Source organism: Asaia sp. As-1742, from assembly GCF_011753235.1.
GTDB classification, from domain to species: domain Bacteria; phylum Pseudomonadota; class Alphaproteobacteria; order Acetobacterales; family Acetobacteraceae; genus Asaia; species Asaia bogorensis_B.
This window is the reverse complement of the sequence record NZ_VWWA01000002.1, coordinates 387,623-407,295: the sequence shown is the minus strand read 5'-3', so window position 1 is coordinate 407,295 and position 19,673 is coordinate 387,623. Positions and strand designations below refer to the sequence as shown.

The 19,673-nt window shown below is 55.7% G+C and carries 18 protein-coding genes; 14 read left to right on the top strand and 4 right to left on the bottom strand.

All coding sequences use genetic code 11. From position 1 onward, the window contains the following. Nucleotides 1-92: 92 nt before the first annotated feature. From F3J08_RS04500 to F3J08_RS17120, 3 genes are all read left to right on the top strand, one after another. Nucleotides 93-407 (top strand): helix-turn-helix transcriptional regulator, encoded by a 315-nt coding sequence (locus F3J08_RS04500; RefSeq protein ID WP_166928585.1) that lies wholly within the window; start codon nucleotides 93-95, stop codon nucleotides 405-407. Nucleotides 408-672: 265 nt separating this feature from the next. Next, nucleotides 673-1,170, top strand: a complete 498-nt coding sequence (locus F3J08_RS04495) for a plasmid mobilization protein (protein ID WP_166928584.1) — start codon at nucleotides 673-675, stop codon at nucleotides 1,168-1,170. A gap of 27 nt (nucleotides 1,171-1,197) precedes the next feature. After that, complete coding sequence (locus F3J08_RS17120; protein WP_240149128.1) at nucleotides 1,198-3,144, top strand: hypothetical protein; 1,947 nt, start codon at nucleotides 1,198-1,200, stop codon at nucleotides 3,142-3,144. A gap of 373 nt (nucleotides 3,145-3,517) precedes the next feature. Here F3J08_RS17120 and F3J08_RS04485 read toward each other — a convergent pair whose 3' ends face one another. From F3J08_RS04485 to F3J08_RS04475, 3 genes are all read right to left on the bottom strand, one after another. Further along, nucleotides 3,518-4,837 (bottom strand): CapA family protein, encoded by a 1,320-nt coding sequence (locus tag F3J08_RS04485; protein WP_166928583.1) that lies wholly within the window; start codon nucleotides 4,835-4,837, stop codon nucleotides 3,518-3,520. A 3-nt stretch (nucleotides 4,838-4,840) separates the two neighbouring features. Next, nucleotides 4,841-6,043: a hydantoinase/carbamoylase family amidase gene (locus tag F3J08_RS04480; RefSeq protein WP_205206704.1), complete on the bottom strand. Its 1,203-nt coding sequence runs from the start codon at nucleotides 6,041-6,043 to the stop codon at nucleotides 4,841-4,843. 80 nt (nucleotides 6,044-6,123) lie between these two features. Further along, entirely contained in the window at nucleotides 6,124-6,999 is an 876-nt protein-coding gene (locus tag F3J08_RS04475; protein ID WP_166928582.1) for a LysR family transcriptional regulator, read from the bottom strand. A gap of 337 nt (nucleotides 7,000-7,336) precedes the next feature. On the opposite strand from F3J08_RS04475, the gene F3J08_RS04470 reads away from it, so the two are divergent. The 11 genes from F3J08_RS04470 (at nucleotide 7,337) to F3J08_RS04420 (ending at nucleotide 19,005) form a co-directional block, all read left to right on the top strand. Continuing rightward, nucleotides 7,337-8,518 (top strand): MFS transporter, encoded by a 1,182-nt coding sequence (locus tag F3J08_RS04470; RefSeq protein ID WP_240149127.1) that lies wholly within the window; start codon nucleotides 7,337-7,339, stop codon nucleotides 8,516-8,518. A 4-nt stretch (nucleotides 8,519-8,522) separates the two neighbouring features. After that, a complete protein-coding gene (locus F3J08_RS04465) occupies nucleotides 8,523-9,152 on the top strand; it encodes an allophanate hydrolase subunit 1 (protein ID WP_166928580.1) in 630 nt (209 codons plus the stop codon). Beyond that, nucleotides 9,152-10,126, top strand: coding sequence for a biotin-dependent carboxyltransferase family protein (locus F3J08_RS04460; protein ID WP_166928579.1), 975 nt, complete (start codon nucleotides 9,152-9,154; stop codon nucleotides 10,124-10,126). Before F3J08_RS04465 ends, F3J08_RS04460 begins: the two co-directional genes overlap by 1 nt. A 50-nt stretch (nucleotides 10,127-10,176) precedes the next feature. After that, on the top strand, nucleotides 10,177-10,941 hold the full coding sequence (locus F3J08_RS04455; protein ID WP_166928578.1) for a LamB/YcsF family protein: 765 nt from the start codon (nucleotides 10,177-10,179) through the stop codon (nucleotides 10,939-10,941). After that, on the top strand, nucleotides 10,938-11,387 hold the full coding sequence (locus tag F3J08_RS04450; RefSeq protein ID WP_240149126.1) for a biotin/lipoyl-containing protein: 450 nt from the start codon (nucleotides 10,938-10,940) through the stop codon (nucleotides 11,385-11,387). Before F3J08_RS04455 ends, F3J08_RS04450 begins: the two co-directional genes overlap by 4 nt. Continuing rightward, nucleotides 11,380-12,726, top strand: a complete 1,347-nt coding sequence (locus F3J08_RS04445) for an acetyl/propionyl/methylcrotonyl-CoA carboxylase subunit alpha (protein ID WP_166928577.1) — start codon at nucleotides 11,380-11,382, stop codon at nucleotides 12,724-12,726. Before F3J08_RS04450 ends, F3J08_RS04445 begins: the two co-directional genes overlap by 8 nt. Next, a complete protein-coding gene (locus F3J08_RS04440; protein WP_166928576.1) occupies nucleotides 12,723-13,136 on the top strand; it encodes a hypothetical protein in 414 nt (137 codons plus the stop codon). Before F3J08_RS04445 ends, F3J08_RS04440 begins: the two co-directional genes overlap by 4 nt. Nucleotides 13,137-13,197: 61 nt before the next feature. Then, nucleotides 13,198-14,172, top strand: a complete 975-nt coding sequence (locus F3J08_RS04435; protein ID WP_166928575.1) for a hydroxyacid dehydrogenase — start codon at nucleotides 13,198-13,200, stop codon at nucleotides 14,170-14,172. Next, on the top strand, nucleotides 14,165-15,577 hold the full coding sequence (locus tag F3J08_RS04430; protein ID WP_166928574.1) for an MFS transporter: 1,413 nt from the start codon (nucleotides 14,165-14,167) through the stop codon (nucleotides 15,575-15,577). Before F3J08_RS04435 ends, F3J08_RS04430 begins: the two co-directional genes overlap by 8 nt. Before the next feature lie 74 nt (nucleotides 15,578-15,651). Next, nucleotides 15,652-16,077 carry a VOC family protein gene (locus F3J08_RS04425; RefSeq protein ID WP_166928573.1) on the top strand — a complete coding sequence of 142 codons (426 nt, stop codon included), beginning with the start codon at nucleotides 15,652-15,654 and terminating at the stop codon, nucleotides 16,075-16,077. Nucleotides 16,078-16,641: 564 nt separating this feature from the next. Next, complete coding sequence (locus F3J08_RS04420; RefSeq protein ID WP_240149125.1) at nucleotides 16,642-19,005, top strand: TonB-dependent siderophore receptor; 2,364 nt, start codon at nucleotides 16,642-16,644, stop codon at nucleotides 19,003-19,005. Nucleotides 19,006-19,067: 62 nt separating this feature from the next. Here the strand turns inward: F3J08_RS04420 and F3J08_RS04415 are convergent, their stop codons facing one another. Further along, complete coding sequence (locus F3J08_RS04415; protein WP_166928572.1) at nucleotides 19,068-19,385, bottom strand: hypothetical protein; 318 nt, start codon at nucleotides 19,383-19,385, stop codon at nucleotides 19,068-19,070. Nucleotides 19,386-19,673 lie beyond the last annotated feature (288 nt).

The window sequence follows — 19,673 nt, the reverse complement described above, 5'->3', positions numbered from 1 at the left end:
CTGCCCTGCTTTTTGTCCCTATCGCCTGTCTCTCTTCCTCTTCCTCCCTTTCTTTTCTTCCACCCACTGCCCTTACCTCTACGGAGCCCTCCATGACGCTTGTTGCTTCACAATGCCGTGCCGCCCGCGCCATGTTGGGGCTCTCGCAGCGTGACCTCGCCAGAATGGCCGAGATGGCGCATCGCACGGTGGCTGATTTCGAGACCAATGCCCGCACACCCCATATCCGCACGCTGCGGGCCATGCGTGAGACTCTGGAGGCCTGCGGGGCGGTGTTCATCCCGGCCGATGCGCAGTTCGGCCCCGGTGTGAGACTGAAGGCCGTCGAGGAACCGAAGACTGCCGCCGATGCCGCTGCTAATGCTGATACCGCCGAGACTGCCTCACAGGAGACCGCGGAAAACTGAGGAAAGTCCCCCGGGAGACCGGAGGGGACAGCCCGCGAGAGAGCGGATTTTCATCAGACGGAAGGTAGAAAATTCCTCTCATTCTGCATGGGGTTTGTCAGAGGCCGCCTGTTCTGTCCGGCATCTGTTCTTGTCCTGTTCTATCATGAGGACATGGGTTGGCTCCCCTGAGCCAGCAGTGCTTCGTGGCTACCCGTTGGGTGCACGAAGCAGCTGGCAAGGGGGCTGTCGCCCCCGTTGACCCCCTTGATGGAAAGCGCATCCCATGTCTGCTTCGCCGCATGTTCCTGTGCCCGTGACGCCTCCCGTCTCCGGCCACTCCCGCCCTGCCCGCTCATCCCGCCTGTCGGTCCGTGCCTCGCCTGAGGAGCTGGCCGACTGGGCCAGGGCAGCACGTCTTCTGGGCCATGAGACCACTGCCCTCTGGGTACGCTCCCTGCTGAAAGAGGCCGCCCTGACCGGGCATGACGGGATGGCTGTGTGTGCCTCATTGCGCAAGCTGCGGGGCGAGCTCGGGCGCATTGGCAACAACCTCAACCAGCTGACCCATTCTGCCCATTGCGGTGACGCTGTCCGGGCAGGGAATGTTCTGGATGCGCTGGAAGCGACAAAGAACCGCGTCGATGTCCTGCTCAAATCCATGCGTGTGACGAGGCCAAGGAGAACGTCCCGACTGCGAAAAATGGTTGAACCAGAGGCAAGGATAAAGGCCAGAGCAGGAGTGTCCCAGCCAATAGCGACCTCGCCCACTACGCTGCACTAAGCGTCCTCGAACTCCGGAGGGGGACGCATGATTGTGCAGGAAACCCGCATCCGGACCAGCAGCGGCCATCAGGCCGTCTCACGCCATGTGCTTCGGGGTGCGAGGAATGAGGCGATACGCATTCTGTATGGCAGTGACTGGTGTCTTGCAGACTGGATGAAGGAAGCAAGACGCGAAGACATACGCTATGGCCTGCGTCACATAGCCTTCAACCCTGCCGAGCCCATGAGTGACGAGGCCCTCGCCTCTTTTGCAGCCAGGCTATGTGATGAACTGCAGGCGGACAGGGAACGCATGACGCTGGTCGTGCATCAGAAGGATGGCAGCACCCATGGCCATCTGCTTCTGCCCGAATGGCAGGACGACCATGTGCTCAGCTCGCGCTTCTCCTGGCAGCGTCTGGAGAAATGTGCCCGTCTCGAGGAAATCCGTCTGGGGCATCAGCTGGTGCCGGGTCGGCATGACCGGGCCATTGTCAAAGCCCTGCGTCAGGAGGGAAAGGCGGCGGAAGCGGAGCGCGTTGAGGCGATCCTGCAGGGGCCTGCAGCCGATACTGCAAACCTACCAGTTTCTACTCCTCCACCTCAAAACAACCTATCTGCTCCCCCGGCCTCGGAATCCGCATCACGGCCCCTTCCACGCGCAGCCTACACATCCCAATCACGTCGTATGGCCGAGCGACAGGGCCTGGACCTTGTGGAAGCAAAGAAGGTCATCGCTTCCCTGTGGGCGCAGTCGGATAATCAGCTGCACCGTTTTCGCGCCCTGCTGAAAACAAGGGGCTGGGTTATGCGTGCCGGAGACCGGCATGATACCCGTAAGGACGCGCATATCATCGAGACGTCAGACGGCGTTCTTATCGGGTCTTTCACGCGCCTGACGAAGACACGCATGAAGGATTTCCGCCAGTTGCTGATGGATGAGGCGATCAGACCGAAATGCGGAGATATCCGGACAGCAGTCGAACCGCTCCTGGAGCGTGCTGCTCTGGCGACGGCTGCGATGGAACGTCATGGAGAGCAGAGCGGTCTGCTTCTGCCGCCATGCGAGCAACTCAGGCGTGACCCTGAAGCATTTGCGAGAGCGGCTGCGAGAGTAAGGCCGTCACATTCCTCGCCCAAAAAGCCGAAAATCGTTTCGCTGGATCGTATCGACGAACTGCCACCGAACTTTGCTCACTACATCCGGCAGTGGAAATGTGAAGCCAGGGCGTGCCGCACGGTACTGAATGCAAGACCGCCTCTGGAGTATGGTCCACGGCGCTCCGTGGAAGGACAAGGCGCGGCTTTGTTTGCGCAGATAGAAGACGTGCGCAGACAGCTCTGGCAGACCGGAAAACGGTTGCAGGAAACACGACAGGAGCGTGATGCCTTGCGTGAGAAGGTGTTTGTCCTCTCGAAGAAAAAACGCCTCTCTCATCTCGATGAGGAAATCGAACGGCTTTCAAAAACACTGGCCGAGATCCTGCACTATCTTCTGGAGACCGTCTTCTGGCATCTTGGCCTGCGTACCACGCCGCCCGAGCCGCTTTGCCTGCCCGTGCCGACGGAACGCGAAGAGGCCAATGCACGGCTGAGGAGAGAGAACCGTGAGCTGCTTCAGCAGATCGTCAGGCGGGATACATGCAAGGAATGGCTTGTCACGCTCTGCCGCGAGGCCGACAGGCGCAGGCAGGAGAAGATCGCCGCTTGGAAAGCACGCCATGTCACCCAGTGCGATAGGGCCAGACGAGATCTGGATCTGCTGAACGCTATCTGGGTGCCGCCAGCAAAACTGCCTCGCGCCACACAGGCGGAGATCATGAAATGCAAGCTGACCGGCAATCTTGAAAAAGCCAAATATGTGACGCGTGCCGCTTTGAGGAAGTTGGACGCGGCTGAGGCGCCACAATTAACAGCCGAATTAGTTAGCAAGGAACCCATGTTTATCGCTTTGAAACCCAACATCCTTCCCAGCAATATGTTCCGAAACTAAAAGAGTCTATAAGGGCTGTATATAAATATAGACAATATTACCATGAGGCCAATATTCACAAAAAGACAGGTTCTTAGACAAATTCACATCAATCTACATCCATAATTAGATTGTGTCCTACACCTGCCCACAAGGGATGTCGTATTCTCATAATTATCCTCTCATTTTGACGAGACGCATTATAGGAATATTCTCCAATCATCCTGCAGTACTTCGCCTCGCATAACGATTATGATGTCCCCACATATATCGGGGACGTACCGAAGGACCTATAATCTCGCAAAAAATAGTTTTCCAGGTTATTATCACTTGCCATTCCGGCCCGCGCCCTTCGCCACGTCACTATCATTCCTCTAACATAACGCGTAGCTTCTCAATCCCCCTCCAAGAGCACGCTGATACGATCATCTTGCGCTTTAATGGATGTCCCGTATGGATGAGAAAGGCGCATCAATTCATTAATGACACGATCACGGTCCGCGCCCTCGGCAACATACGGCAGACCGCGAATATGTGGCTTCGCACCCAACCCTAATGTGACTGGCACAAGTTCAATGTCGAGTAGACGTCCCTGATCGAACCGACATATCGGCACGACGCTGTCCCAAAAGCGCTGATCGGAGGGGAAACCCTTGGTATCATTCTCGCTCCGGCCATTATAGAGCTTGAATGGTGTTAGTTCGGGACCAAAGCGGAAGGCCTTGTATGAGTCCATAGGCAGACGTGCGACAAGTTCGTTTTGGCCGATGAAATTGCCAAGCCCATGAAAGATCGGTTTACCCCTGTAAATCTCGATACCCCGCATCAAATGGGGTCCATGACAGACGACAATGCTTGCACCAGCCTCTATTGCCTCATGCGCGAATACGGTGAGGAATGATGCCGGTATCTCGATATCAGGAGAGCCGGCCTTATTATAATCGCTCTCATGAGCATGGATACTAAGAACGACGACGTCAGAGACCATTTTGGCCTCTTCCACCCACTTTAGGATATCCTCACGATCCTCGGAATTAGTCGATGTTCGAATACGGGTATCCGAAGCTTTACGGAAATTAATTCCTTCGAACGGGAGGATGCCCTTTTGAGGTGGGAAAGAAAAACCCTGACGAATCTTTTCGTTCGAAATGGCCTCAAGCCCCAATGCACTATGAAGGCCACATAGAGTGTGGAACATGTCATGCGACACATCGAAAAATCTCTGGAACCGTAAAGGACTCACACCAGGTCGCCCGGCCATTAGAGATGTCTGAGCCCCAGCCTCCTGCCCCCGTGCAAAAGTAGAGGTGCAGGAGAGAAGCGCCACCGTTCCAGACGGAGTGCTCAGATAAGCAGGCTGGCGAGCTTCCTCCAGATTGACACCAATACCAGCGTAAACAAGTTCTCGCTTGTCGAGCGATCGGATCATCTTGCGTAAGCCCGAGGTACCGTAATCAAGACTGTGATTGGTTGCGGCAGCAAAGAGATTGAACCCGGCTTCCCGCAACTCATCGAGCACCCAACTTGGTGCCCCGAAGTGCGTACCGCCGTGATCCAGCACGGGGTCGCCTTCGTGATCGTTCGCCACCAGTTCAAGATTGGTGAAGTTGACGTCACATGCCCGAATGCGATCAAAAAGACCCTTGATGCGCGGGTCAGCAAGGCTGTTCAGTCGACGGAAAAGGATCGAATCTCCTGTAAGTGAAAGGCGCATAGCTTAAATCTCCTCCGCGCAGCACTCGAGAAGCTCATCGAGAACCGTTGCGGCGCGCGCGAAATCCTGCATGTCGAGGGATTCATCGGGGTTATGACTGCCATTCGCATTGCGCACGAACAACATCAGTGTTGGCACACCCTGCCCGGCAAACGTGGCCGCGTCATGACCCGCGCCGCTAACCATGGTGATAGCAGGTATGTGTCGCGAACGGCTCAGTCGCAAAGCTTTGTCCTGAAGGCCCGCATCCATTATGGCGGGCATGCTGCCAGTGCGTGCGCCCAGATCGAACCGGACACCGTGTCGCGCTTCAATTGTCGTCACAACAGAACGCAGATGCTGCTCCACTTCTTCAAAAAGGCCGACATCCACCCCACGCACATCCAGCGCAAAAGAGACATTCCCCGCAACTGCGCTGAAATTCGCGATCCCGTTCTCGGTGCTGCAAACTCCAAAAGTCAGAGTGATAGCTTTACCGGCGCTCTCCAGTTCCTCCCAATATTGCGTCATTGCGACGACAAATTCGGACATAGCGACCACCGCATCCGCGCGAAAGCTGCGCGGTGTAGCCCCCGAATGAGCATACCGACCGATAACCGAGGCATGTCGATATCGCATACTGCCGCATATGGCAGATACAACACCAATAACGGCGTCCTCTTCTATCAGCACCGGGCCTTGCTCGATATGCAGCTCTACGAAATTTGCGATCGTCTGAGCATCGAGCGGTTTGCGGCGGTCTAGCGTCAGATCTGCCCCCGATTCCCGCATATGCGCCCGAAGGGAGCGCCCCGTATCGCTTCTCTCTGCCCGCAGGTCATCGTCAGAGAGCAGATTGAACGCGGTACGACTGCCGATATAGGATACCGGGAACCAGACACTTTCTTCCGCGCGTGTGACAATCAGCGTAGTATCACGCAAGGGCCTGTACCCACACGCCGCCCAACGACAAAGAACGGACAGTCCCGCCACGACCCCTGCTGCTCCGTCGTAATTACCCCCGACCGGAACCGTATCGACGTGAGATCCGGTCATGACTGCTGGTAGTGTACGATCGACACCTGGTAGAGTGATAAACAGATTGGCAGCCCAATCCCGGTAGACCTCCAGACCGTGCAGATCGGCAATCCGTTTCAGAATACCATGCGCAGCATCCTCTTCAGGGCTATATGACGGGCGGGTCACTCCCCGACCGTCCTCGCTCATCTGGCGCAGTTCCTCAAATAGGGACGCTCCAAACTCCCGATGACGTACCTCTATGTCAGTTGTGCACTCTGCCGATGCCATCATGACAGTGTTTCCATTCCTGATTCATCTGCCATGTACTGCACAAACGCATCGAGCGACGCCCGCCTCTTGCTGCGATATGTCATAATTCCTATCTCCCTCTTCTTGGCGAACTCCGGGATCTCAATCCGCCTCACGGCCGGAAACCGCATGATTTCGCTGCAGGACGGAATGATCGCCACACCTGCGTTACGCGATGTCATATCCAGGATAAGACTGATCTCTTCAGTCTCTGTCACATCTGCGGTGGTAATCCGGTTTTCCTTGAGAAAGGCACTTATCGTGCTTCCACCGAAGGATCGGCTGTCATACCGAATGAACGGATTCTGGCGCAGAATATCTCTCCATTCTTCCCCTTTCACCTGCTCATGCACGACAAGCACATAGGATTGCATTGCGAGAGTGGACCATTGCATATCCGGCATGAGGCTGAATGGAGGTTTGACAATGACGGCCACATCAAGGTCGCGTGCTTCCAGACGTTGCATCAGCCCCATGGAAACACCCACACTCACGGAAAACAGAACGTCGCTGTTATCCTTGATAAACCCAGACATGGCCGGGGCGAGAAGCGATGCATAGGCTGTCGAGATCACCCCGACCTTGATCGTACCGCTGATTACGCTCTCGCGCGAAATGTCGCGCAAGCGATCAAATAGTGCCACAATCTCCGCTGCGCGCTCCATAGCGACCAGACCTGGCTTACTTAGGTGCACAGCACGTCCGGTGCGGTGGAACAACGCATAGCCGAATTCCAGTTCCAGACGGCGTATCTGCGCGCTGACCGCCGATTGCGTCAGTCCAACCTTGTCCGCCGTAGCGGCGAAGCTCTCTAATTGTGCGGCTACCAGAAAGGTGCGAAGTTCTGCGATCATTTTCCAACAATTTTCTTGTGGCTCAGAAAGAAAAATTATCGATTTTTTTGTTGCTTTAATTCGTTCTATAATCGCAACATCGATGATGCAAGGAATTTCTAAGTGTCATAAATCATTGTTAAAAAACGATTTATGTTGGCTGATTGTCATATCGATACGATATAATATCGTTCCGATAGCTTCATGCATCCTGACCGGAAGGGGAGCCATGCAAATGCCGCGACGACATCAGGCGACCCTCCCTGCTTCAAGAGCGCTATGGAAAAAATATACCTTGCCAATCTCAGGAAGGGAAAGCGCTCTGCCTCGATTAAGCATATTCACGATCACCATTCTCATGTGTGTCATCTGTTATGGAGATCGCGCGGCTCTCGCGGTGGCCTTGCCCGAGATCATTCGTGAATTCCATCTGACCCATGGTGAGGCCGGACTTGTTCTCTCGAGTTTCCTATGGTCTTATTTCTTCCTCAATCTTCCTTCCTCCATCCTGCTTGATCGTATCGGGCCGCGGCGTGTTGGGTTCTGGGCCGTCGGCATCTGGTCCGCGGCGATGATCCAGGGGGCAATCGCCTGGACCCTGCCCGCTTTCATTCTCTCTCGCATCGTGCTCGGCGTTGGCGAGTCACCCACATTTGCGCTAGGCGCAACGGTCATGCGCAAGTGGGCGCCCCCCGCTCAGTCAGGCCTTGCCATGACCGCCTTCACAAGCGGCATCTCTATCGGCCTAGGCCTTGGCGCTCTCGCCTCCGGCTACCTCGTCAGTCGTTTTGGCTGGCGCCCGGCTTTCATACTCCTAGGTGTCATTGGCTTTGTCTGGTGCACCTCATGGCTCGCCATTTATCCTGCCAGGTCGCCACAGCCAGTCCAGCAAGACCATGCCAAACGACGTAACTTCTCAATCAGGCCCTTTTTCGCATCCCCGTCATTCTGGGGGGTTGTCGTCGCGCAGTGCTGCGTCAATTACGCCAATTTCCTCATGATGTCCTGGCTGCCTGTGATTCTAGGCCAGAAAATGCATCTCTCGCTCTTTGATGCGAGCTGGTACACAGCCTGCTGCTACGCAGGTGCTGTGATCGTTTCACTCGCCGCTGGCAAAGCCGGAGAACGCTTCCTCAGCGGATACGGCCTCCAGAGCGGTGCAAGGCGTTATATGGTAGCTTTTTGCCTTGTGATGGTTGCGTCGGTTGGCCTACTTCCGTTTCTGCAGTCAGTTCCCGCCTCAATGATTTGCCTTATCGTGAGTATGGGCTTCGTCACGGCCGGAAGCGGGGCCAATATGGCTCTGCTGGCAGATCTGCTCATTCAGCATGAAAGCCTTGGGGCCGCCAATGGACTAGTTCTGACCTTTAGTAACGGGGTCGGTATCCTTGCCCCGATCATGACGGGATACATCCGCCAGATCACAGGAAGCTTCCAGGATGTTTTCTTCATGGTTGCCTGTGTTCTGGTTGCGGGCGCCATCGCTGCCATGCTGTTGCCACGTCGCGTGATTGCCGTCTCTAATGGTGCTGAAAGCTAACCCCATGCGGATATCCAATGCGGGTTCCTGTGCCCTTTTGCTCGATATGTCGAATGGTCCCTTTGAAGACGAAATTCAAAGCCGGATCTGGGCTTATGCCAAGCGTGTGTCGGATTTGTCTTCCGTCACAATGGCCTTGCCCGGTGCCAACAACCTCCTCGTGGTTCATGATCCCGATCTGGAAGACCCCGACGCGCTTTGTCTGACGCTCCGTCAGGAATGGGAGAGTGTCGATGGGGATGCTCCTGCGCCGCGAGAGCATATCATTCCGGTGACTTATGACGGGGAAGATCTGGATTTCATCGCCTCCAAGACCAGGATGAGCGTCGAGAATATCGCGGCGCGCCACCAATCAGGCACCTATAGGGTCGCCATGCTCGGCTATTCGCCGGGATTTGGCTATCTGACCGGCCTGCATTCCTCTCTGAATCTGATGCGACGCGATACGCCGCGCCTGAACGTGGCACGGCACTCGGTCTGCATTGGAGGCGGATTTACATGCATCATACCGAGCACTGCGCCATCAGGATGGCATATCATCGGCACTGCGCATTGCGCCCCTTTCTTTGATCCCAATGCACCCTCTCCCTGCCTTCTCAAGGCAGGCGACATCGTGCGCTTCGAGAGGGTATAATGCTCGAAATCCTGACGAACGGCCCCCTGAATACAGTGCAGGATCTTGGACGGCCCGGAGCCATGTCCATTGGCGCATCCGGTGGTGGTGTCATGGACCGCCAGGCTTTCATGCATGGTAACATCCTGTGCGGAAATGTTTGTGACGCTGCGGGAATAGAGATTGCCTATTTCCCGTTCAAAGTACGCTTTCACGCGGCCTGCCTGTTCGCAGTCACCGGGGCCAGAAGCCCAACCATACTGAGCGGCAAGATTCTGCCAGACAACTGGTGCCATGCCGCCTCACCGGGAGACATACTGACGCTTGCTGCGCCTGACAGGGGAGTGAGAGCCTATCTCTGCGTCTCCGGTGGGATCGATCTGCCCGTTCTTCTTGGCGGGCGTGGGACGGATATCAGGAGTGGTTTCGGTGGCTATCTTGGCAGGGGGCTGCAGAAAAACGACAGACTTCCGCTCAGCGAGAGCATAGTCATGCCCGCCGTTCCACGCGACGGCCACGGCCTCTCCACCTCTCTGTCTCTGCCAATGGGCGGTACAGAAACCCTGTCTCTCATTCCGGCAGCAGAATACGACGCCTTCACCGATCACGCCCATCAACTCCTTGCCGATCAGGAATGGTCGATCACACCCAGCGCCAACCGCGTAGGATACCGTCTTGAGGGGGCACAACCTCTCAGTACAACACGCGCGCTGAATCTGCTGTCGCATGGACTCCTGCCGGGCACAGTGCAGGTTCCCCCATCGGGGCAGCCCATTGTGCAGATGGCCGATGCGAATAGTTGTGGAGGCTATCCCAAAATCGGGATCGTCATCGAGGATGACCTCGACCGCCTTTCGCAGATGTCGCCCGGCACTTCGCTTCGCTTCTCCCTGATCTCGCGCCCGGAAGCCCTCGAGCGCCTGCGTGCCAGGCGCTCCGGGTTCACCACTTTGAAAAAACAGCTCGGTACGGCTCGCACGCATCTGCTCGTCTGATTGCCAGTCTTGCCCCACCCCTCCTTGAATCAAGCACAGGATACAGCTTCATGAGCACATCATCTATCGATATGAATGCGGATCTCGGTGAAAGCTTCGGTCACTACACGATCGGGGATGATGACGGCCTGCTCGATATCGTGACTTCCGCCAATGTCGCATGCGGGTTTCACGGCGGCGACCCTGATGTCATGGCCAAAACCTTTGCGCTGGCTTTGAAGAACGGCGTATCGGTCGGGGCTCATCCGGGCTACCCCGATCTCTGGGGATTCGGGCGGCGCCTCATTCCATTCTCGGCTGAGGAAACCGAACGCCTCGTCGCGTATCAGATCGGCGCAGCTCAAGCCATGGCACGCTACGCTGGCCATCGGATCACTTATGTAAAAACTCACGGTGCGCTCGGAAACTTCAGCGAGCAGGACATAGATACAGCGAATGCCGTGCTGAACGCCATTCAGAAGGTCGATCCCTCGCTTGGCCTCGTCTCAGGAGCCTTCGGCGCCCTCGGTGAACTTGCGCGCGCCCGTGGAATGACTGTTCATTCGGAAATATTTGCCGATCGCGCATACACGGAGGAGGGATTGCTTGTATCACGCAAGGAACCGGGCGCTGTGCTTCACGATGCCGAAATGATCGCAGAGCGCGTCATTCGCATGATCAGAAAGGGCGCGATAGAGACGGCGCGCGGCTCTTACCTGCCTGCGAAGATGGATACAATCTGCGTGCATGGTGACAATGCGGAATCTGTGCTCGTTGCCAAAACGGTGAAAAATCGGCTGAATGAGGCAGGTATTGTCGTGCGGTCCTTCGCATGAGTGCACCTGTTCCGCCAGATACTCTCGACGACGGGTCGCTGCGGGCGTTGATGGCCGCTATGCGGACGCTGGGTATCGAACACCTTTCCTATGACGGGGCCGATGGTGCACGCCTTGCCCTGCATAGCTTCCCCGAAGCGGACATACAGACAGATGATCTGCTTTCATCTCCTGCCACAGCCCCCCCCTCTCTGCCGCAGGAATCCAGAATTTGCGCCCCCATGCACGGTGCTTTCTATCTGGCCGGTGAGCCGGGTGCTCAGCCTTTCGTCACCGTAGGCAGTCTGGTCACCGAAGGAACACCTCTTGGCATTCTGGAGGCCATGAAGACACTCACCCGCCTGGAGGCTGAGTATTCATGCAGGATCTGCGCGATACTCGTCGAAGACGGCACCATCGTATCACCCGGCACCCCATTGTTTACCATTGAGAGGTTGGATGACTGACACCCCTCGCGTTCTGATCGCCAACCGTGGAGAGATCGCCCTCCGCATAGCGAGAGCTTGCAAAGTCCTCGGTATTGGCTCGATCGGCATCTTCTCCGAGGCCGACGCCACGCTTGCCCACCTCGAACTTGTCGACCAGCGTATCTGCATCGGTCCTGGGAGCGCGCAGCAAAGCTACCTTGATATGGAGCGGGTGCTTCAAGCCGCCCGCTTATGCGAGGCGACCCATATACATCCCGGCTACGGCTTCCTGTCTGAAAATCCCGTTTTCGCAGAACGGGTCAAACAGGCAGGTATGGTGTTCATCGGTCCCTCCGCCGAGGTCATGCGCCTGATGGGGGACAAGATCAGCGCAAAGCGTGCAATGCAGGCAGCCAATGTCCCATGCCTCCCCGGTTCGGAAGGCGCGCTGCCAATCGACCTCGATGCGGCACAAGCCGTAGGAGATGCGATTGGCTATCCACTGATCGTCAAGGCATCAGCGGGTGGCGGTGGCCGGGGAATGCGCATCGTGCGCCAGAGGGAGGATCTGCATGGTGCCGTAACCGAGGCTCGTAGAGAAAGCGCCCTCGCCTTCGGGAGCGATGCGGTTTACGCTGAGCGTTTTCTTGTTGCACCACGACATATCGAAATACAGGTCATAGCGGATCATTATGGTACCGCTTTATGGCTCGGGGCAAGGGATTGCACAACGCAAAGGCGCCATCAGAAGCTGATTGAGGAGGCACCGCCCTATGGTATTGCCGACGATGTAATCGCCACTCTGGGTGCCCAGTGCGCGACGGCATGTGGCCATATCGGGTATGAGGGCGTTGGCACTTTCGAATTTCTCTATGAGGATGGATGTTTCAACTTCATCGAGATGAATACACGCCTCCAGGTTGAGCATCCGATAACGGAGATGACCACAGGCATCGATCTCGTCCGCGAGCAGATCCGTATCGCCCTTGGAGAACCCTTGCTTCTGACCCAAGAGGACATTGCCTGTCATGGCCATGCCGTTGAGTGTCGGATAAATGCCGAAAACCCCCTTACCTTTGCGCCGAGCCCGGGAGAAATCACAGCCTGGCGTGCAGCAGGTGGCCCGGGTGTCCGGCTCGATACGCATATCTACCCAAATTACGTTGTCCCGCCATTTTATGACTCGTTGATTGCCAAGTTGATCGCCCATGGATGCGATCGCGCCGACGCTCTGCAAAAAATGAGAGCTGCGCTGGATGAGATGCGCATCGGCGGCATCGAGACGACCATCCCATTGCTCGGTCGCCTGATCAAAGACCCGCGCTTCACCGAAGCCAGGATGACAGTACACTCTCTTGACCGGGAGCAGACGCCTTGAGCCTCTTCCAAAACATCCTCCAACACCTTCCTACGCTGAGCGCGATGATGCGTGAGGAGGGAATTGATGAATGCACCTTACCTATCGGTACCGGAAATCTCACGCTCGTGCTGAAAGGCAATTCGCTCCCACGCAGGGCAATCCCATCAGCCGACACGCAGATCAGTCAACGACGTGGCGACGATACGCCAGTCAACGTCCTGAGCCCTGAAATGGGCATTCTCTCGGAGCTTCGTGTATCCGATGGAGACAAGGTCTCTTGCGACACGATACTCGGGTTTATCGCCTCCGGGCCACTACGCCTCATGATCCGGTCACCAATTGCCGGAATAGTATCGCAATGCCAGGCCAATCCCGGAGACGTGGTAGGCTTTCACCAGCTGCTACTCTTCGTCACCCCCGAACACTGAGCCGCAACGTCGGAAAAATCTGACCGTCCTTGCGTCAGCGCACAAGCCGTTCGGATATGCCATGACGACGCCAACAGAGAGAACCTCGAACGTGGAATGTTTCCTGACGCAGCCGGTCCACCCCGTGGCCCTAACTTATCTGAAAGACCACGGAATCAGCACCCGCTTTGCAACCCGACTGGACGCCGAAACTGTCGAGAAGGAGATCGGCGACGCAGATGCGGTGATCACACGGGATTTCGGGCTCCACCGCGCAGCAATAGACGCCGCACCACAGCTGAGGATCATCGCCTGTCATGGCGCAGGGACGAACCGTATCGACATGGCTGCGGCGCGCGAACGCGGTATCATCGTGACCAATACACCCGGCACCAACAGTCAGTCTGTCGCTGAACTGACCATAGGGCTGATCCTTGCGAGCGCACGCCAGATTGTTGCAGCCGATAGTGCAGTCAGAGAGGGTGACTGGGCCTATCGCTATCGGTGCAATGGCATGGAGCTTCATGGCAAGACACTGGGCCTGATTGGCTTTGGGGCGATCGCACGCAAGGTCAGCTCCATTGCCCGCCTTGGTCTGGGTATGAATGTATCCTCCTGGTCACCCAGTGTTCCGCCCGCGCTCATGCTGGAACATCAGGTAGTTTGCCATTCGACCCTTGAGAGCCTGCTTGCGACAAGCGATGTCATCTCCATCCATCGCGCCGGGACAAATCATAATACGCCCCTGCTTGATGCGCAGATGCTGGGAGCGATGCGTCCGGGTGCGTTTCTCGTCAATGTCGCCCGGGGCTCCGTTATCGATCAGAATGCTCTGCTTGCTGCGCTTGAATGCGGAAAGATTGCCGGTGCGGCACTCGACGTTCTGGCTAGCGAGCCCCCTCCTGCGGATGATCCCCTGCTCAACGCCCGCGCCGTCACCCTGACACCCCATCTCGGTGGCACGACAGAGGAAGCATTGCAGCGAATGGCCCTCAAATGCGCAATGCAGGTTCGGGACGCGCTCGACGGATCCGCACCGGAGCACCGCCTTGCCTGAGGGCGCGCATGACACTCTCCTGCGAAGTGCGCATGTCGATCTTCCTGGCAGCACGCAGAACTGGGCGATGGGCGCAATCTGTCTGTCGATTTTCCTCTCCATATTCGACTACACAGCGACGAACATGGCACTTCCTGTTATGGCGCGGGATCTGCATGTCGGGGACGAAAGCTCGCTGTGGATCCTGAATGCCTATCAGTTTTCCTCTCTGGTAACCTTGTTTCCTCTCGTCGCCATCGGGCGAAAGATTGGCTACAAGGCGCTGTGCATGACCGGACTTGTTCTGCTCGGCGTCGCATCAATCTGGTGTGCCCAGGCTCAATCCCTAGTTTTTCTGACGCTCGGACGCGTGGTCCAGGGACTGGGAGGCGCCTGTATTATGGGTGCCAATCTTGCCCTCATCAGGATTGTAAGTTCGCCCGAGAATCTGGGGCGCCGTATTGGCATGAACAGTACGGTTATCGGTCTTGCCGTGGCTATGGGACCTAGCCTGGGTGCTTTGATCGTTGCTTGGTCAGACTGGCACATGCTTTTTTGGATCAATGTACCGTTAAGCAGTCTTGCCCTATTCTACACATGGACGAAGCTGCCGCGGACTGAGGGCGCTTATGGTCCAGTAGCCATACCACGACTGATTGTTCTGATCGGATCGCTTAGCCTTGTTGTTGGTGGTTTGGATATGGCGATCCATGATGTGCAACGGCTCTGGGCCACTGCAGCGCTTTTTGCAGGTGTGCTCTCAGGAGTGCTCCTTTTCAGAGATCAGCTTTCGTCGTCACATCCTGTTTTCCCTGCGGATCTTTACAGGCATCCGCTCATGGCCAGACTGTCTCTTGTCACCATCGCTGCGTTCATAGCGTCAAACCTGTTCCTGATTTCAATCGCATTCACTCTGCAAGGAGTTCTTCACCGGACGGCACTTGTATCGGGTATCGCCATCAACGCATGGCCTATGGGAGTTATCACCACATCCGCCGCTTCAGGACGGAACGCGAACAGGTTTCCCGGAGCCGTGCTGGTCACTATCGGGCTTTTGCTGATGGGAAGCAGCTTCTTGGGATTATGGCTGGTTCTGCCCGTCGATAATCTCGGGGTGATCATGCTGTGTATCTTTCTGGCTGGCATGGGCTCTGGCATCTTCCAGCCCCCGAACAATCGGATGATCATGCTTATGTCCCGACCCGGCCGCGAAGGCGGAGCGAGCGCCATAGCGTCCTTTTCCCGTCTCTCAGGGCAAACACTGGGAGCAATGGCTGTCGCATGGATCTTCCGCTTAATTCCGATACAGGGTGGGAAACTGTGCCTTGTCAGTGCGGCAGTCATTTCCTTGCTGGCTGCCGCAGCAAGCTTTCCCACAAAAGCGAGAGTGACGCGGCGACAGAGCAGCGATTATTTTCGTTCTTAGATCAAAAAAACAGCGTTTAGCAAAAAAAGGAGTGTGGAATATAGGATAGACTTCACTGCCGAAAGTATCCTGAAATGACAAATACGGTTCCTCCATTTCATCTTGCCTTTCCCGTTGATGACCTCACCATTGCCCGGAATTTTTATGGAGAATTATTCGGCTGTCCTGAGGGACGCAGCTCAGATGAATGGGTCGATTTCAACTTCTACGGGCATCAGATTGTAGCCCATATGGCAGATTGCTCGCAAAACCGCGTTCATCATAACGAGGTGGATGACCACGCTGTTCCAGTTCCACATTTTGGCGTCGTCCTGAACATGATGCAATGGGAAGCGCTCGCGCAACGCCTCAGAGACGCCGCAACAAAATTTGTCATCCAACCCTATGTCCGGTTCAAAGGGCAAGTGGGCGAGCAGGCCACCATGTTTCTGTACGACCCATTCGGAAACGCCATTGAAATCAAGGCTTTTGCGAGCCTCGAAAGCCTTTTTGCAAAATAAGTGCCGGTAAGATAAGCGGCCCTCAGACAGACGATCAGGGCGATACGTGTAGCGTTCGAAGCGTCTCATGTATCGCCCTGATCTGTATTAAAGCGCCCCAGCGCGATCATTGGTGGCAACCCGATCGCCAGACAACGAGCATGTCAGCAAGATTTATATTGTTGCTCTGACGTAAAAAATATTGTTTTGATAACGATATAATTATCTCTATCTTCGATCGTAACGATTTTTCTGAGAGCAATGCCCGTAGGGATTATGATCACTTCGTCTCGAAATGATCGTCCCGATGCGGCGAGAAATCACAGAAGCTCTTGAGCATGTCGTCGTCTATGGAGAGAAAAACCGATGCGAAGTGCGCCTTGTTCACGCAAAAAAAAGCTGTTGATCAGTTCGACCATTCTCGCCTCCGTTTTCCTCATGACTACCCCTGTCAGAGCCGCCGAGAACGATAAGAAATCTTCTGCCGAACACCGTGCCGTCCTTAACAAGAAAGGCGTGCCTGCTACAAAGACGCCAGCAAGACCGCGCACCTCTCATGCCCTGTACAGTCATGATCAGGAGGAAATGACGATTGCAGCCTCCCGGCTGACCGCCAAATCGGCGATCTCCCCGTCAACGCCCATCCATAGCACAACACCTGTCACGGTCGTCAGCGGTGCCGAACTTGCGCGCACCGGTCAGAGCAACGTCATGCAGGCCCTGGCGCAGCTTTCGCCTGCCATCACCTCTCCTGCTGTACCCGGTATCGGCGGAAATGCCTTTACGCAAACCATGCAGCTACGCGGCCTTTCCGCTGACCAGACCCTGATCCTGATCAACGGTCACCGACGTCATATCGGCGCCAATTTCAACGCCAATGCAGGGCCGAACTGGGGCACGGAGCCCGCTGATATTGGTCTTATCCCCATCTCCGCAATCGACCATGTCGAGGTTATCACAGAAGGCGCTTCAGCGCTTTATGGACAGGACGCATTGGCCGGAGCAGTCAATATTGTTCTGAAGGAAAAGACCCATGGGGGATCGATAAACTTCAAAAATAGTGGTTTCTATGCGGGCGATGGCCAGGCGCTTGACGGGACAGCCGATGCGGGCTTCGCCCTGGGTCATCAGGGAGGGTATCTCGATCTCGCTGCCCAGATCGTGCATCAGTTGCCAGCCTTCAGGAATGGCAATTATCTGAATGCCAGCCGTTATCCAAACGATCTGTATTATGCGCTTCCGAACGGTAGTACTGACCCACGATCGAACCGTGATCGCAATGTACAGCGCTCTAATGGCCTTCCGAAGAAAACAATAGAGACCTTGTCGGCCAATATGAGCCTGCCACTCACCGACACGATCAACCTCTATTCCACAGATACTTATGGGCATCGCAAGGTCGCCGTCGGTCAGGCCTATCGCTCGGCAGCTGACGATCTGACTGTGACCGCCCTGTGGCCAAACGGCATGCAACCCTATTACCTGATGGAGCAGAACGATTTTGAGGTCGATAATGGCTTCAAAGGCTTCACTCACGGCTTTGCTTGGGATGCTTACGTCAATTACGGCGAGGATATGCAGTCCTACAGCCTGAAAGATACTGACAATGCCTCATATGGCGTGAACAGCCCGACCCGCTTTCACACAGGCAGCGCCAATACAAGCCAGCTAACCGCCGGGTTCAAGGCGTCACGTAATTTTGCGACATTGCTTCTGCCGCGCCCCATCTCGGTTGAATTCGGAGCTGAGTATCGCCGTGACACCTTCACCCTTGGCGCTGGCGAATACGCTTCCTATGCCTCTGGTGGAGTGCCCATCCTCGATGGACCCGACGCAGGAAAGACAGCTACGCCAGGGGCGGCAACCCATGCTGGCAATCCGGCTTATGTCGCTGGAAAATATACACGCGATGTTTATGACGGCCATGTCAATGTCGACTTTTATCTGACACCGAAGTGGGAGTGGACACTCGGAGGCAGGACTGTTGCCTATCATAACTATCCTGTCGTCACGACAGGCTCGATTGGTACGCGTTACAACTTCAACAAGCGTTGGGCGATACGTGCAAACATCAACACCGGCTATCGCCCCCCAACGCTTGGACAAACGTATTATTACTACAACTCACCACTCGCGACCTACTCGACCCTGTCACTTCCCAATAACAGTCCTGCGGCTCAGGCACTCGGTGCAGGTCATCTGAAGGGGGAATACTCCCGGAGCTATACAGTTGGCGTCGATGCAACCCCGCTGAAAGACTGGCACGTCACAGGAAATCTTTACTACATTGCCATCAATGATCGCCTGGCCAGCACTACAACCCTCGGTGGCAGCTTTGTGGCGCAGACACTCCAATCACTGAACATGGGGAATGCAACATACGCGGCCTATTATACCAATCCGGTCAATACGAACACATGGGGTGGTGATCTCACGACAGATTATACACTCCACGCCCATCAATACGGCGACTTCAGGTTCGCCTTTGCGGTAAATTTCTCGGATAATGAAATACGCAGCTACAACCGCACCCCAGCAGTGCTCGCTGCGCATAACCTGACCAGTTTCAATGCCTATGCAGCTGCAGAACTCCTGCATTCAAGCCCTAAAAATCGCGAGACCCTCAGCGTCAACTGGAGCAAAGGTCCCTGGACCGTGTCCGTGGAGGAAATGCGATACGGCTCCAGCGTGTTTATTGCCGCCCCAAGTCTACCAACCAGCCTCTGGACGAAAATCAGACCTGCGTTCATTACGAATCTAGCAGTCGGATATCGCGTCAGACCCGGCTGGAAACTTTCGGTTGGCGCAGACAATCTAGGGAATAAATACCCGACAAGGGTAAAGACGGCAGCTGCTGCCTCGAACTTCAATCTCTATCGTTATCCCACCTCCTCACCATTCGGGTATTTCGGAGGGATGTACTACGTAAGTACCTCGATCGATTTTTGAACGGGGGATTGAAAGCCGCGACGAGATGGTTGCAGCGATATGAATGAGAGGAGAAACGACAGTCAAACACTTGTCATCGCCCGTGGCAAGGCGCCTAGCATTTTCTCCTTAACCCGAGCCATATCCTGCAACTGAGAAAAACTTAACAGCTTCCATAGGCGGGACCCGACCGAAGATGCTGTCGATGCGGTCCCAGCACTCGTCTCTGGTGCGTTGAGCTGCGCGGTGAGAGTGGCCTTGATTTTGTCTCCGGTCGCGTCGATCGCCGCCTGCGCACCAAGTCTTCCATTTGAACCCACGTTGTCCATATCGACGATATCGCCGGGGCGCGGATCCGGCACCGACACGCGCGGAAGCGGTCTATAAGCTGCCACTGCCAATAGGACTCCTGCCCCTTAAGACACTGCGCGAACTCTTTCTCCTCTTGTGCCGCGTTCGATCACGCAGCCCTTATTGATAGCAGCTCTTGCCTTCCCAGATCGTTTGTCCAAGAATGGGAATGGAAAGAAACAGGAAGAAGCGCGTAGACAGCGAGACACCTCAAATCATTGGAAATAGTGATGCGGACTACCCAGAGTATTGAGGTTCGAGTCCCATAGTTCGCACCACACAAGGCATTGGAATGATTGTGTTTTTCATGTTCCCACAACCTGAACCTGGTGTTTTGC